We start from the raw sequence: 15050 nt of genomic DNA on the forward strand, positions 1-15050 counted from the left end.
GTTTCACACCCCGTGGCCATTGTCTCTCGGGCCAATGGCACGACAATGGCGAACCCCGTGGAGTATTTCAGCCAAGATGAAGGGAAGGTGGATTGGCGGCCTCGGCCAGGGCGCCTGTCGCGATGAGGCTGGCGGCGGCGGCAAGGTCGGGGGCGAGGTAGCGGTCCTCCTGCAGGGGCGGGATGTCTTTGCGCAGGCGCGTGAGGGCGGCCTGCAGTGGGGGCGAGGTGGTGAGGGGCGCGCGGAATTCCAGCCCCTGGGCGGCGCAGAACGCCTCGACCCCGAGGATGGTTTCGAGATTGGTGACCATGCGGGCGAGGCGCCGGGCGCCATGGGCGGCCATCGAGACGTGATCCTCCTGATTGGCCGAGGTCGGGGTGCTGTCGGTGACCGTGGGGGTGGCGAGGTGCTTGTTCTCGCTCATCAGCGCCGCCGTCGTGACTTCGGCGATCATCAGGCCGGAATTGAGGCCGGGATCGGGGGTCAGGAAGGGCGGCAGGTCGTGGCTGAGGGTCGGATCGACCATCAGCGCCACGCGGCGCTGGGCGATGGCGCCGATCTCGGCCACGGCAAGCGCGATCATGTCGGCGGCGAAGCCCACGGGTTCGGCATGGAAATTGCCGCCCGAGACGATCAGCCCGGCCTCGGTCAGCACCAGCGGGTTGTCGGTGGCGGCGTTGGCCTCGATTTCCAGCGTGCGCGCGGCCTGGCGCAGCACGTCGATCGCGGCACCCAGAACCTGGGGCTGGCAGCGGATGCAATAGGGATCCTGCACGCGGCTGTCGCCGACCCGGTGGCTTTCGCGGATCGTCGAGCCTTCGAGCAGCGCGCGCATCGCCGCGGCCGCCTCGATCTGCCCGGCATGGCCGCGCAAGGTGTGGATTTCGGGTTGCAGCGGCGCGGTGGAGCCCATGATCGCATCGGTCGACATCGCCGAGGTGACCAGCGCGCCCTGTGCCGCGCGCCAGGCACTGAAGAGGCCATGCAGCGCCCAGGCGGTCGAGAATTGCGTGCCGTTGATCAGCGCGAGGCCCTCTTTCGGGCCGAGCGTGATCGGAGAAAGCCCTGCTTTGGCAAGAGCTTCCGTGCCGCTCATGATGTGGCCGTCCAGGGTGGCCTCGCCCGAGCCGATCATCACCGCCGCCATATGGGCAAGCGGCGCCAGATCGCCCGAGGCGCCAACCGATCCCTGCGCCGGGATCACCGGGGTGACGCCGGCGGCAAGCATCCCTTCGATCAGCGCGATCACCTGCCACCGCACGCCCGAGGCGCCGCGGCCGAGGGACAGGAGCTTTAGCACCATCATCAGCCGGGTAATTGCCTCCGGGCAGGTTTCACCGACCCCGCAGCAATGCGAAATGATCAGGTTTTTCTGCAATGTTTCCGTGTCTTGTGACGCGATCTTCAGGTTCGCAAGCTTGCCGAATCCGGTGTTAACCCCATAGACCGGTGCGGATCCGGCGGCGGCGCGGGCGATCGCGGCCTGGGCGGTCTCGACGGCGGGGCGGCAGGCGCGGTCAAGCCGGGCGGGCAGGCCCAGGTTCCAGATCCGTTCGATCTGCGCCAGCGGCGTGGCGCCGGGGGTCAGGGTTTCAGGCGTCAAATTCGCCTCCGATGATGCGGGCGTGAAGCGGCGTGGGGCCGCAGCGATAGGCAAGCTCGGCCGGATCCTCGGCCTCCCAGATCGCCAGATCGGCGCGCAGGCCCGGGGCGATCCGGCCACGATCGGTCAGGCCCAGGGCCTGGGCGGCCACGCGCGTGGTGCCGGAAAGGGCTTCTTCCGGCGTCATGCGAAAAAGGGTGCAGGCCATGTTCATCGCCAGGCACAGCGACGTCATCGGCGCGGTGCCGGGGTTGGCGTCGGTCGCCACCGCCATCGCGACGCCCGCATCGCGCAGCGCCTGGATCGGCGGCACCTGGGTTTCGCGCAGGGTGTAGAAGGCGCCGGGCAGGATCACCGCGACGGTGCCGGCGGCGGCCATCGCGCGTGCCCCGTCCGCGTCGAGATGTTCCAGATGGTCGGCCGAAAGCGCCCCGTGCCGCGCCGCCATCGCCGCGCCGCCAAGGTTGGAAAGCTGCTCGGCATGAAGCTTCACCGGAAGGCCAAGCGCGCCCGCCTCGGCAAAGACCACCTCCATCTGCGCGGGCGAAAAGGCGATGCCCTCGCAAAAGCCGTCGACCGCATCGACCAGCCCTTCGGCATGGGCGGCGTGCAGCGCGGGGATCACCTGTTCAGCTAGATAGGCATCGTCTCGGCCCCGGTATTCGGGCGGTACGGCATGGGCGCCGAGGAAGCTGGTCACGACGCCCACGCGGCGCGCGCGACCGATCCGGCGGGCGGCGCGCAGCATGCGAAGTTCGGTTTCGATATCAAGGCCATAGCCGGATTTCACCTCGATCGTGCCAACGCCTTCGGCCAGCATCTGATCGACCCGGCGCAGGGCAGAGGCGACAAGATCGTCCTCGCTGGCGGCCCGGGTCGCGGCGACGGTCGAGACGATACCGCCGCCGGCGCGCGCGACCTCTTCATAGCTCGCGCCGTTCAGCCGCATCTCGAATTCCCGCGCCCGCTGACCGCCATGGACCACATGGGTGTGGCAATCGATCAACGCGGGCGTCATCAGCCGCCCGCCCATGTCGCGGACCGGGCCGGGGGGGGCCTCGGCCAGCGGCCCGGCCCAGGCGATGCGGCCGCCCTCGATCGCCACCGCGCCAGTTTCGATCAGCCCATAGGGCGCGCCGCCCGGCTGCATCGTCGCAAGCCGCAGGTTGCCAAGAATCATCGCCATTTCGCTTGCCTTATGTGCGCAATTTTGAAAAATATGTCTGCACATATTAACCCGAGTCAAGGACAACAAATGGGCACTGGCGTAATCTGGGCCGAGCGGGCGCTGCTGCCGGGCGGCTGGGCCGAGAAAGTGCGGCTGGAGCTGCGCGGCGGACGCATCTTTCGCATCAGCCCGGGCGTTGCGCCCGAGGGGGTGCGGCGCGATCTGCTGCTGCCGGCGCCGGTGAACCTGCACAGCCACGCCTTTCAGCGCGCCATGGCCGGGATGACGGAAGCCCGCGGCCCCGATCCGCGCGATACCTTCTGGACCTGGCGCCAGCTGATGTTCCGCTTTCTGGATCAGTTGACGCCCGAGGATGTCGAGGCGATCGCCGCCTTCGTGCAGATGGAGATGCTTGAGGCCGGCTTTGCCGCGGTGGCGGAATTCCACTATCTGCACCACCGCCCCGGCGGCGCGCCCTATGCCGATCCGGCCGAGATGTCGGGCCGGATCGCGGCGGCGGCCGAGGCCACGGGGATCGGGCTGACGCTGCTGCCGGTGCTTTATTCGCAGGGCGGGTGCGACGGGCGTGCGCTGGGGCCCGGGCAGGTGCGGTTCGGCAATGACCCCGAGCGTTTCGCGCGGCTGTGGCAGGCTGCCAAGGCGGCGTTGGGGGGGCTTGCGGATGCGCGGATCGGGGTGGCGCCGCATTCGCTGCGCGCGGTCAGCCGCGACGGTCTTGCCGAGGTCGTGGCGGCGGCGGGCGGGCACCCGATCCACATGCACCTGGCCGAGCAAGTCGCGGAAGTCGAAGAGGTTTTGGCCGCCTACGGGGCGCGGCCCGTGGAATGGCTGCTGGCGCAGCACGAGGTCGGCCCGCGCTGGTGCCTGATCCACTGCACGCAGATGCGGCCGGCCGAGACCCGGGCGCTGGCGGCGACCGGCGCGGTCGCAGGGCTTTGCCCGATCACCGAGGCGAACCTGGGCGACGGCATCTTCGATGGGGTGCGCTATCTGGGCGCGGGCGGGCGGTTCGGCGTGGGTTCGGACAGCAACATCCGCATTTCCCTGGCCGAGGAATTGCGGCAGCTGGAATATTCCCAGCGGCTGCGCGACCGGGGCCGGGCGGTCCTGGCACGTCCCGACCGGTCGACCGGCCGCGTGCTGTTTCAGGGTGCGGTGCAAGGCGGGGCGCAGGCCGCCGGACGCGAAAGCGGGGCGATCGCAGAAGGGCTTTGGGCGGATCTGGTGGCGCTGGACGCGGGTCATGCCGATCTGGCGATGCGCCGGGGTGACGGATTGCTCGATGCCTGGATCTTCGCGGGTGACGATCGGATGGTCACCGATACCTGGGCGGCGGGGCGGCATATGGTGACCGGCGGGCGCCATCGCGACCGCGCCGCGATCACCGCGCGCTACCGCGCCGCCACCGCCCGGCTGGGGGATCTGCTGTGAGCGCGCCGAAGGGGTGGGAGGCGATCCGCGCCGAGGTTCTGGCCCGCATCGACCGGCGCGACTGGGCCCCCGGCGCGGTGATCCCGTCCGAGGCCGACCTGGCCGAGGAATTCGGTGTTGCGCGGGCCACGGTGAACCGCGCGCTGCGCGAACTGGCGCGGCAGGGCGTGGTGGAACGCCGCCGCCGCGCGGGCACCCGCGTCGCCACTCATCCGGTGCGCAAGGCCACGCTCGACATCCCCGTGACCCGGCTGGAGGTCGAGGGCCGCGGCCAGCGCTACGAATTTCGCCTGCTCGAGCGCGTGTTCGCCGCGCCGCCGCCGGTGGTGGCCGGTCGGCTGGGCCTGGCGCCCGGGGCGCGGCTGTGGCATCTGCGCACGCTGCATTTCGCCGATGGCAGGCCCTATCTGTACGAGGACCGCTGGCTGAACCCGGCGCCGCTGCCGGGGCGCGCGCCGCCCGCCGAGGCGGCGCAGATCAGCATCAACGAATGGCTGGTGCGCAACGTGGCCTATACCTTCGGCGACATCTCGTTTTCCGCCGAGGCGGCGGGCGAGGCCGAGGCCGCGCATCTGGGCATCGCCCCGGGCGCCGCGCTGTTCGTGATCGAGCGCACCACCTGGGCGGGCGAGGTGCCGATCACCCTGGTGCGGCTGGCCTATGCGCCGGGCTATCGGCTGCACACCTTGCTTTAGCTGTCATGAAACTGACATGTGATCCTGTCAGGAGACCGGAGTAATCCGGCGCGGGGTGCCGGATCGTGTTCGCGGCGGAGGATTGTGGTGAAAGGGGCGGCCTATGCGGCGGTGACGGCGGCCTATTGGGCCTTCATGCTGACCGACGGCGCGATGCGCATGTTGGTGCTGCTGCATTTCAACAATCTGGGCTTTTCACCGATCACCCTGGCCTGGCTGTTCCTGCTGTACGAGATCGCGGGCGTCGCCACGACGCTGTCGGCGGGCTGGCTGGCGGCGCGCTTCGGGCTGGCGCCGACGCTTTACGGCGGGCTGGCGTTGCAGGTGGCGTCGCTGGCGGCGCTGACGCAGCTGGATCCGGGTTGGACGCTGGCGGTCTCGGTCGCCTTCGTGATGGTGGTGCAGGGGCTTTCGGGTGTCGCCAAGGATCTGGCCAAGATGTCGGCCAAGAGCGCGGTGAAGCTTTTGGCGCCCGAAGCCGAGGGTGCGCTGTTTCGCTGGGTCGCGGCGCTGACCGGATCGAAGAACGCGGTCAAGGGGCTGGGTTTCGGCCTTGGTGCGATGCTGTTGGCGCTGGTCGGGTTCCGCCCGGCGCTTTGGGCGATGGCGATCGGGCTGGGGTTGATCCTGGTGGCGGTGGTGGCGTTCATGCCGCGCGGTCTGCCCGCGGGGCGCCGCGATGCCAAGTTCGCCGAGGTGTTTTCGAAAAACCGCGCGATCAACCGGCTGGCGGCGGCGCGGCTGTTTCTGTTCGGCGCGCGCGACGTCTGGTTCGTCGTCGGCATCCCGATCTATTTCGAAGGGGTGCTGTCCGACGGCACCCCGGCGGGGATGCGCGCGGCCTTCTTCGCGGTGGGCGGGTTCATGGCGCTGTGGGTGGTGCTGTACGGCGGCGTGCAGGCGGCCGCGCCGCGGCTGCTGCGCGCCAGCCACCGCCCCCGCGACGAATTGGTCGCCATGGCCCGGCGCTGGGCCGGAGGGCTGGCGCTGATCCCCGCGGCGCTGGCGGCAGTGGCGCTGCTGGCGGGCGCGCCGGCGCTTTGGCTGACATTGGTGCTGGTCTTGGGTCTTCTGGCCTTCGGCTTTGTCTTTGCGGTGAATTCGTCGCTGCATTCCTACCTGATCCTGGCGCTCAGCCGCGGCGATCGGGTGACGATGGATGTGGGCTTCTATTACATGGCCAATGCCGCCGGGCGGCTGGTGGGTACGCTGCTGTCGGGCCTGACCTATGAACTGGGCGGCCTGCCGCTGTGCCTGGCCACGGCCGCGGCGATGGCGGCGGCCAGCTGGCGTCTGGCCAGGGACATTCAGCCCGCCGGCCCCCCGGCGGCCAGCGGCTCCCTGTCGCGGTAGAACCAGTTCGAGCCGCAGATCGCGGCGCCGAATTCCTGTTCCAGAAGCTCGGCGTCCTCTTCGCGCACCAGTTCGACATGGGTGATCAGCCCGGGCGATTTCATCGCCGGGTTGTCGTGGATCTCCCACGCGCCTTGTGCCGCTTCGCGCAGCCGGGCGGCGAGGGCGTCGATATCGGCCTCGGTCAGCACCGCGCGCAGGCGGATCGGGCTGGGGGCGGGGCGGCCATGCAGCAGCCCCGAGCGCGGCATCAGCCCCTGGCGCACCATGTCGGCCGCCCAAAGGTGGAAATCCCCCGCTGCACCATCCAGGCGGCGGTGACGCACGTCGGTCTCATACCCCGCGACCATCAGCCGCCAGGCCTCTCCCAGAACCCCCGAGATCGCCGCATATTGGCCATCGAGCATCATGTGCGAGCAAAAGAAGGTCACGCCGCCGAATGCCGCCGTGGTCATGGCCCCCAAGGGGTTCAGCGGGCTGTCGTCCTGTCCCGGCGCGCGCTGCACGAACTTGCCGGTATAGCCCAGTTCGCCATGGATGCCGGTGATGCACCAGGTCAGTTCATAATCCGGCTTCAGGCCCTTGCGAAAGAAGTCGCGGGCATCGCCGGTGATATCGGGAAGGTCGGGGCCTGTCATGACACCAGTGAAGCGCAGAGCCATGCCGATGTCGAGCGCCCTTGGCGCCGCCATACAAGCCCTGCGCCCTTGGCGCCGCGATGCAAGCGCCGTACCCTTGGCGCCGCGTCGGCTGTTAGCGGATCACGATTTCGTCGGCCCGCATATAGCCCAGCACCTTGCGTACCTGTTGATCCAGCAGATCGAGATCAAGGTAATTGTCGGTCAGCCGATGGGTCTTGTTCTTCAGCACCGCCAATTCTTCGCGCAACTGGTCGCGCTCGGCGGTCAACTGTTGGATATCGGCTTCGATCCGGACCCGGCGGAAGACGCCGTAATCGCCCTGCACGGCGGCAAAGGTGAAGTAGCTCGCCAGCACGAAGGCCAGCGAGTAGAAGATCACCGGGCCCAGGGCGGGCCGTCTTTGGCTATGGGCCATGCTGCGCCTCGATTTGCCTCTTCCCGCCCTCTGCTGGGGCGGTGACGCAACGATAGTTGCACATGCGGGTTGCTTTGTGAATCCCGCGGACGCATGTTTTTCGCGTGACGCGGCGGAGCCTTGCGCATTGGCCCGGGCCCGAAGCGCAGATGACGAGGGAGGCGCCCATGCTGCCCGGCCGCTCCGATCTTTCCGACCATGAGGTCACCAACCAGCCTCCGCTGCGCGGTGATGCCGATCTTTGGGCCGGCGACCCCGCGCTGGCCTGCGCCGCCGCGGCTGCCGGCGCGGATACCGCCCATCTGGCCGAGCGCGGTCGCGCCCTCGGCACCGCCGAGATGCGCGCCGCGGGGCGCGAGGCGATGCGCGTGCTGCCCGATCTGCGGCTGTTCGATGCCGGCGGCCGCCGGCTGGACGAGGTGGTCTTTCACCCGGCCTATCACCGGATGATGGCCGCGGGGATCGGTGCGGGCTATGCCGCGCTGCCCTGGGAGGGCGCGCCCGAAGATCGCAAGCCGGGCGGCCACGCGACCCATGCGGCGCTGCTTTACATGCACAGCCAGGTCGAGCCCGGCTCCTGCTGTCCGATGACCATGACCTATGCCGCGGTACCGGCGCTGCGGGCCAGCCCGGATCTGGCGGCTCAGTGGGTGCCCAAGCTGACATCGCGCAGCTACGACCCTTCGGTCGCGCCGTTGAACCAGAAGGCGGGCGCCACGCTGGGCATGGCGATGACGGAAAAGCAGGGCGGGTCGGATCTGCGTTCGAACAGTACCCGGGCGGTGCCCGACGGCGCGGCCTATCGGCTGACCGGGCACAAATGGTTCTGCTCGGCGCCGATGTCGGACGGTTTCCTGACGCTGGCCCAGGCCGAGGGGGGGCTGACTTGCTTTCTGGTGCCGCGCTGGCTGGAGGGAGAGCGTAACGCGATCCGGCTGATGCGGCTGAAGGACAAGCTGGGCAACCGTGCCAATGCGTCGTCAGAGATCGAATACGCGGGCGCGCTGGCCTACCGGCTGGGTGACGAGGGCGCAGGCGTGCGCACGATCATCGAGATGGTGCATCACACAAGGCTCGACACGGCGGTGGCGCCGGCGGGGATCATGCGCGCCGCGCTGGCCGAGGCGCATCATTGGGTGGCGCGGCGCGTGGCCTTCCAGCGCAAGCTGGTCGATCAGCCGCTGATGCGATCGGTTCTGGCCGATCTGGTGCTGGATTGGGAAGGCGTGACAGCCCTGGGGATGCGCGTCGCGGCGGCCTTCGACAGCACTGCGCCGCAGGACCGCGCCTTCGCCCGCCTTGCCGTGGCGGTGGCCAAGTTCCTGTCGAACAAGCTGTGCCCGCAGGTCACGGTCGAGGCGATGGAGGTGATGGGCGGCATGGGCTATGTCGAGGACAGCGCCATGCCCTGGCTTTACCGCGAGGCGCCGCTGAATGGTATCTGGGAAGGCTCGGGCAACGTGATCTGCCTCGACATCCTGCGCACCCTGGCGCGCGAACCCGCGGCGGCAGAGGCAATGCGCGCGGAACTGAACGCCGCCACCGGCTCCGACCGCCGCTATGACGCGGCGCTCAAGGCCCATCTGGATCGTTGGCCCGGCCTGCCCGAAGAGGCCGAGGCCCGCTGGTTCGCCGAAAGCCTGGCCACTCTGCTCACCGCCGCCACGCTGATCCGCCGCGCCCCGCCCGCGGTGGCCGACGGCTACGCAGCGGCCCGGCTCGACCGCCAGGGCGGCCGCGTCCCCGGCGCAGTGCGGGGCCTGGATGCCGGGGCGCTTCTCGCGCGGCTGGGCCCCGTGTGAGGGTGGGGTCTGCGTGAGTGGTTTCCGGCCTCGGCGCCGGGGGTTTCACACCCCCGGACCCCCGTGGAGTATTTCCACCAAGATGAAGGGAGAAGCCCCTGTTTTCACGTTGGCGCAAATACTCTCGGGGGTGAGCCCGAATGGCGAGGGGGCAGACAGCCCCCTTCCTGGCCTTTCAATCAGGCCTTGCCCTTGTAGATATCGACCAGCTTGCCCAGCATGTCGAGCGCGTCCTCGCGCGAGCGCTGGAAGGAGTTGCGCCCGATGATCGAGCCGTTGCCGCCGCCGTCGCGGATCGCGCGGGCGTCGTCATAGACCGAATCCGCGCCCTTCTTGGCACCGCCCGAGAACACCACGATCCGGCGCCCGCCGAAGGCCGCATCCATGCAGTGCCGCACTCGCGCCGCCTGGGTCGCGATGTCGATCTCTTGCGCCTCATAGACCTTCTTGGCCTCGCCTAGCATCAGATGATCGGTCGACAGCTTGATCTTGATGATATGCGCCCCCAGCAGCGCCGCGATCTGCGCCGCATAGGCCGCGATGTCGATCGCCGTCTCGCCGTCCTTGGTGATCGCCTCGCCGCGCGGGTAGGACCAGATCACCGTGGCCACGCCCTTGGCCGCGGCCTCCTCGCGCATCGCGCTGATCTCCTCGAACATGTCAAGTGCCATGTCCGAGCCGGGATAGATGGTGAAGCCGATGGCGGCGCAGCCCAGCCGCAGCGCGTCATCGACGCTCGCGGTGATCGCCTGGTTCTTGCCCGCGGTCTCCGACATCAGCGAATTGGCCGAGTTCACCTTCAGGATCGTCGGGATCTGACCCGCGAAAGTGTCGGCACCGGCCTCGATCATGCCCAGCGGCGCCGCATAGGCGTTCAACCCCGCATCGATCGCCAGCTGGTAGTGGTAATGCGGATCATAACCCGCCGGATTGGGCGCGAAGCTGCGCGCGGGGCCGTGCTCGAATCCCTGGTCGACCGGCAGGATGATCATCTTGCCGGTGCCGCCGAGCTTGCCGTTCATCAGGATCCGGCAAAGGTTGGCCTTCACGCCGGGCGTATCGCTTTCGTAATTCGCCAGGATCTTCTGAACCGTTCTCGTCGCCTTCATCGCAAAGGTCCTTTCGCTGAAAATGGGCCTGAAAAGCGGTCTAGAAGCCCCGGTGAAAACACGCAACGCCGGTTGCGCTAACGGTGCGCAATTCTCGCGCCTCAGTGCGGCTCCGGCTCGGTCACTTCCTGGCCCGCGCGGCGCCAGTCGCCAAAACCGCCGGTCAGGCTGGCCACGCGCAACCCCATGCGCTGCGCCACCTGCGCCGCCAGCAGCGACCGCCACCCCGAGGCGCAATAGAACACGAACAGCTTGTCCTCGGCGAAATAGGGCTTGTGATAGGGGCTTTCCGGATCGATCCAGAATTCCAGCATCCCGCGTGGCGCCAGATGCGCCCCCGGGATCATCCCCTCGCGCGCCAGCTCGCGCGGGTCGCGGATGTCGACGAAAACCACATCCTCCCGCGCCCGCAGCGCCACGCCCTCTTCGGTCGAGACCGAACGCACCTCGGCCTCGGCCTCGTCCAGCATCTGCCTGTAGCCGATCGCCATGGCGCCCCTGCCTTTCATTGTTCCCCAAATACGCCAGCGGCCGTGCCGCCTGCGCCCCGCCTCAGGCCCCCAGCGCGGCCACGCCCGGCAGTACCTTGCCTTCCATCCATTCCAGGAAGGCCCCGCCGGCGGTCGAGATATAGGTGAAATCCGCCGCCACCCCGGCCCGGTTCAGCGCCGCGACCGTGTCGCCACCGCCCGCGACCGATACCAGCGCGCCGTCGCGCGTCAGCTCTGCCGCCTGTGCCGCCGCGGCATTGGTCGCCGCGTCGAAGGGTTCCAACTCGAAGGCGCCCAGCGGGCCGTTCCAGATCAGCGTGCGGCATTCGGCGAAGACATCGCCCAGGGCGGCCACCGTCTTGGGCCCCGCGTCCAGGATCATCGCGTCGGCCGGGCAGGCGTCGGCCGCGACCGTCTCATGCGCGGCATGGGCCTTGAATTCGCGCGCCACCACCACGTCGACGGGCAGGTGGATCGCGCAGCCCTCCTTTGCGGCCTTGTCGAGGATCTCGCGCGCGGTGCCGGCCATGTCGCGCTCGGCCAGGGACTTGCCCACCTCGATCCCCTTGGCCACCAGAAAGGTGTTGGCCATGCCGCCGCCGATCACCAGATGATCGACCTTGGTGACCAGATTGCCCAGCAGGTCCAGCTTGGTCGACACCTTGGCGCCGCCGACGATGGCCACGACCGGCCGTTCAGGCGCCCCCAGCGCGGCGTTGAGCGCCTTCAACTCGGCCTCCATCAGCCGGCCGGCGCAGGCGGGCAGAAGCTGCGCGATGCCCTCGGTCGAGGCATGCGCCCGATGCGCGGCCGAGAAGGCGTCGTTCACATAGACGTCGCCCAAGGCGGCCAGCGAGGCGGCCATCATCTTGTCGTTCTGCTCTTCGCCGGCGTGGAAACGGGTGTTTTCCAGCAGCAGGACCTCACCGGGCTGCAGCGCGGCGACGGCGGTCTTGGCGGGGCCGCCGATGCTGTCCTCGGCGAAGATCACCTTGTGGCCGGGCAGGGCGGCCTGCAGCGCCGGCAGGGTGATGCGCAGGCTGAGATCGGCGACCACCGCACCCTTGGGGCGGCCGAAATGGGCCATCAGCACCGGCTTGCCGCCCTTGGCCAGAATATCGGTGATCGTGGGCACGATCTTGTCGATGCGGGTGGTGTCGGTGACCTGGCCGCCTTCGACGGGGACGTTCAGATCCACCCGGACCAGCGCCACCTTCCCGTCGAGGTCCATGTCGTCGAGCGTTTTCCAGGCCATCGTTTCCTCCCGATCAGGTTGCGCGCCCATTCACACCGAACCCGGTGCCAAGGTCAACGGGTCGTGGCGGGACGAGGCGGCGGATCAGGGGATTTCCCGCCTTCGGCACCGGATCCTGGCCGGGCGCAAGCAGCCTGCGGACCTTGGGTATTTCAGGGGCACAACAGACGGCCAGAGGGCCCGGCACCATCGCGGGGCTGGCCACCAAAGAAAACGGCGGGGCATATCCGCGCCCCGCCGCATTCCGTGACCGTCCGATATGGGGCGTAGCCCCTAGCGTTTCGCGATATCGACGTAATCGCGCGCGGCCTCGCCGACGTACAGCTGGCGCGGGCGGCCGATCTTCTGGTTCTTGTCGCCGATCATCTCTTTCCACTGCGCGATCCAGCCCACGGTGCGCGACAGCGCGAAGATCGGGGTGAACATCGCGGTCGGGAAACCCATCGCCTCGAGGATGATGCCCGAATAGAAATCGACGTTGGGATACAGCTTCTTCTCGATGAAGTACTCGTCCTCCAGCGCGATCCGCTCCAGCTCTTTGGCGACCTTCAGCGTCTCGTTGTTGTGGATGCCCAGCAGATCCAGCACCTCGTCGGCGCTTTCCTTCATCACCTTGGCGCGCGGGTCGAAGTTCTTGTAGACCCGGTGGCCAAAGCCCATCAGGCGGAAGGGATCGTTCTTGTCCTTCGCGCGGGCAACATATTCCGGGATCTTGTCGACCGTGCCGATGGTGCGCAGCATCTCCAGCGCCGCCTGGTTGGCGCCGCCATGGGCCGGGCCCCAGAGGCAGGCGATGCCGGCCGCGATGCAGGCAAAGGGGTTGGCCCCCGACGACCCCGCCAGACGCACCGTCGAGGTCGAGGCGTTCTGTTCGTGATCGGCGTGCAGGGTGAAGATCCGGTCCATCGCGCGGGCCAGGGCCGGTTCGATCTTGTAGGGCTCGGCCGGGACCGAGAAGCACATGTTGAGGAAGTTCGACGCGTAGTCGAGGTCATTGCGCGGATAGACGAAGGGCTGGCCGATCGAGTACTTGTAGGCCATCGCCGCGATCGTCGGCATCTTGGCGATCATGCGGATCGCCGCGACCTCGCGCTGCCATTCGTCGGTGACGTCGGTCGAATCGTGGTAGAAGGCCGACATCGCGCCGACCACGCCGACCATGGTCGCCATCGGATGCGCATCGCGGCGGAAGCCGCGGAAGAAATTGTGCATTTGCTCGTGCACCATGGTGTGGCGCGTGATGCGGTAGCTGAATTCGTCGTACTGCGCCTTGTCGGGCAGTTCGCCGTAAAGCAGCAGATAGCAGACCTCGATATAGTTCGACTGGCTCGCCAGCTGGTCGATCGGATAGCCGCGATACAGCAGTTCACCCTTGTCGCCGTCGATGAAGGTGATGGTCGATTCGCACGACGCGGTCGAGGTGAAGCCCGGATCGAAGGTGAACACATCGCCCTGCGCATAGAGCTTGCGGATGTCGATCACGTCCGGCCCCGCGCTGGGGCTCATGATCGGCAGCTCGATCGTCTTGCCGTCGAACTGCAAGGTCGCTTTCTTGTCGGTCTCCGCCATCCTCATCCCTTTCCTGAAAGCCGGACGGGAAGGACCCCGCGCGGCATGTGAATGTCCGGCATGGGCCAGCGGGAAACGCCGCCTCAGCCCGCCGCGTCACCCAGACGCGCGACGGTTTCGTCGCGCCCGATGACGAGCATCATGTCGAAAACGCTGGGGGTCACCGTGCGCCCGGCGAGCGCGGCCCGAAGCGGCCCCGCAAGCTTGCCCAGGCCCAGGCCATGCGCCTCGGCCACCTTGGCGACGGCGGCCTCCAGACCGTCCCGCGACCACGTAGCACTTTGCACCTGCGGCGTCAATTCGCCCAGTATACTACGGGATACCGCATCCAGGGCCTTGGCCGATTTCTCATCCGGCCGGACTGGGCGGTCCGTCAGGACAAAGTGCGCTTTTTCAATGAGTTCCTCGAAGGTCTTCGCGCGCTCCTTGAGGCTGTACATGGCGCGCTCCAGCCCCTTCATCTGACGCGGAGTCAGGGCCGGACGGCCGGCGGCCTGCAGATAGGCGACCAGTTCTTGCAGCAGCGCGGCATCGTCCGCGGCGGCAATGTGCTGACCGCAGAGGTTTTCCAGTTTCTTGAAATCGAGCCGCGCCGGCGCGCGCCCGATTCCCGACAGATCGAACCACTCCCTTGCCTGCGCGTCGGTGAAGAATTCGTCGTCGCCATGGCTCCAGCCCAGGCGCGCCAGATAGTTGCGCATCCCCGCCGCCGGATAGCCCATGGCCTGGTATTCCTCGACCCCCAGCGCGCCGTGACGCTTCGACAGCTTCTTGCCGTCGGGGCCGTGGATCAGCGGGATATGCGCCCAGACCGGCACCGGCCAGCCCATCGCGCGATAGACCTGGGTCTGGCGCGCGGCATTGGTGAGGTGATCGTCGCCCCGCACCACATGGGTCACGCCCATGTCATGATCGTCCACCACCACGGCCAGCATGTAGGTGGGTGTACCATCGGAACGTAAACAGACCATGTCATCAAGCTGATCGTTGCGGATCGTCACACGGCCCTGCACCTGGTCGTCGATTACCGTCTCGCCGTCGCGCGGCGCCTTCAGGCGGATCACGAAGGGCGCATCGGGATGAGTCGCGGGATCGGCGTCGCGCCAAGGGCTCTGGAACAGGGTCGAGCGGCCCTCGGCCTTCGCCGCCGCGCGGAAGGCCTCGATTTCTTCTTGGGACGAGAAGCACTTGTATGCCGCGCCGCGCGCCAGCATCTCGCGCGCGACCTCGGCATGACGGTCGGCGCGGGTAAACTGGCTGATCGGCTCGCCGTCCCAGTCGAGGCCCAGCCAGGTCAGCCCCTTGAGGATCGCCGCCGTCGCCTCGGGGGTCGAACGGGCACGGTCGGTATCCTCGATGCGCAACAGGAACCTGCCGCCCCGGCCACGCGCGTAAAGCCAGTTGAACAGCGCCGTGCGCGCCCCGCCGATATGCAGATAGCCGGTCGGCGAAGGGGCAAAACGGGTGACGACAGGCGCGTCTGACATGGGAGCGTTA

General features: G+C 68.2%; 13 protein-coding genes. 4 read left to right on the plus strand and 9 right to left on the minus strand.

What is annotated here, in order from left to right; genetic code table 11:
- Nucleotides 1–67 precede the first annotated feature (67 nt).
- Nucleotides 68–1603 (minus strand): histidine ammonia-lyase, encoded by a 1536-nt coding sequence (gene hutH, locus BLV97_RS07990; protein WP_035844459.1) that lies wholly within the window; start codon nucleotides 1601–1603, stop codon nucleotides 68–70.
- On the minus strand, nucleotides 1593–2783 hold the full coding sequence (gene hutI, locus BLV97_RS07995; protein WP_373296448.1) for an imidazolonepropionase: 1191 nt from the start codon (nucleotides 2781–2783) through the stop codon (nucleotides 1593–1595). The genes hutH and hutI overlap by 11 nt, the downstream gene beginning before the upstream one ends.
- Nucleotides 2784–2858: 75 nt before the next feature.
- Between hutI and BLV97_RS08000 the strand changes: the two genes are divergently transcribed.
- From BLV97_RS08000 to arsJ, 3 genes are all read left to right on the plus strand, one after another.
- Nucleotides 2859–4223: a formimidoylglutamate deiminase gene (locus BLV97_RS08000; RefSeq protein WP_035844456.1), complete on the plus strand. Its 1365-nt coding sequence runs from the start codon at nucleotides 2859–2861 to the stop codon at nucleotides 4221–4223.
- A complete protein-coding gene (locus BLV97_RS08005) occupies nucleotides 4220–4918 on the plus strand; it encodes a GntR family transcriptional regulator (RefSeq protein WP_035844454.1) in 699 nt (232 codons plus the stop codon). Before BLV97_RS08000 ends, BLV97_RS08005 begins: the two co-directional genes overlap by 4 nt.
- A gap of 135 nt (nucleotides 4919–5053) precedes the next feature.
- Nucleotides 5054–6271, plus strand: coding sequence for an organoarsenical effux MFS transporter ArsJ (gene arsJ, locus BLV97_RS08010; protein ID WP_092164021.1), 1218 nt, complete (start codon nucleotides 5054–5056; stop codon nucleotides 6269–6271).
- On the opposite strand, the gene BLV97_RS08015 is transcribed toward arsJ, so the two are convergent.
- Complete coding sequence (locus tag BLV97_RS08015; protein WP_035844453.1) at nucleotides 6226–6963, minus strand: hypothetical protein; 738 nt, start codon at nucleotides 6961–6963, stop codon at nucleotides 6226–6228. The genes arsJ and BLV97_RS08015 overlap by 46 nt on opposite strands.
- Nucleotides 6964–7024: 61 nt before the next feature.
- Nucleotides 7025–7327 carry an FtsB family cell division protein gene (locus BLV97_RS08020; RefSeq protein ID WP_035844451.1) on the minus strand — a complete coding sequence of 101 codons (303 nt, stop codon included), beginning with the start codon at nucleotides 7325–7327 and terminating at the stop codon, nucleotides 7025–7027.
- Between the two features lie 167 nt (nucleotides 7328–7494).
- On the opposite strand from BLV97_RS08020, the gene BLV97_RS08025 reads away from it, so the two are divergent.
- The gene (locus BLV97_RS08025) at nucleotides 7495–9129 is read left to right on the plus strand and encodes an acyl-CoA dehydrogenase family protein (protein WP_035844450.1); all 1635 of its coding nucleotides are present in this window, start codon (nucleotides 7495–7497) and stop codon (nucleotides 9127–9129) included.
- Nucleotides 9130–9308: 179 nt separating this feature from the next.
- On the opposite strand, the gene BLV97_RS08030 is transcribed toward BLV97_RS08025, so the two are convergent.
- The 5 genes from BLV97_RS08030 to gltX all read right to left on the minus strand — a co-directional run bounded on the left by BLV97_RS08030 (nucleotide 9309) and on the right by gltX (nucleotide 15040).
- Nucleotides 9309–10238: a class I fructose-bisphosphate aldolase gene (locus tag BLV97_RS08030; RefSeq protein WP_035844448.1), complete on the minus strand. Its 930-nt coding sequence runs from the start codon at nucleotides 10236–10238 to the stop codon at nucleotides 9309–9311.
- Nucleotides 10239–10339: 101 nt separating this feature from the next.
- Nucleotides 10340–10729 carry a rhodanese-like domain-containing protein gene (locus BLV97_RS08035; RefSeq protein WP_035844446.1) on the minus strand — a complete coding sequence of 130 codons (390 nt, stop codon included), beginning with the start codon at nucleotides 10727–10729 and terminating at the stop codon, nucleotides 10340–10342.
- A gap of 61 nt (nucleotides 10730–10790) precedes the next feature.
- On the minus strand, nucleotides 10791–11984 hold the full coding sequence (locus tag BLV97_RS08040) for a phosphoglycerate kinase (protein ID WP_035844444.1): 1194 nt from the start codon (nucleotides 11982–11984) through the stop codon (nucleotides 10791–10793).
- A 273-nt stretch (nucleotides 11985–12257) separates the two neighbouring features.
- Entirely contained in the window at nucleotides 12258–13553 is a 1296-nt protein-coding gene (locus BLV97_RS08045) for a citrate synthase (protein ID WP_035844443.1), read from the minus strand.
- 83 nt (nucleotides 13554–13636) lie between these two features.
- Nucleotides 13637–15040 carry a glutamate--tRNA ligase gene (gene gltX, locus BLV97_RS08050; protein ID WP_035844441.1) on the minus strand — a complete coding sequence of 468 codons (1404 nt, stop codon included), beginning with the start codon at nucleotides 15038–15040 and terminating at the stop codon, nucleotides 13637–13639.
- Nucleotides 15041–15050: the final 10 nt, after the last annotated feature.

The sequence above is a fragment of the Allgaiera indica genome (assembly GCF_900106675.1).
Taxonomy (GTDB): domain Bacteria; phylum Pseudomonadota; class Alphaproteobacteria; order Rhodobacterales; family Rhodobacteraceae; genus Acidimangrovimonas; species Acidimangrovimonas indica.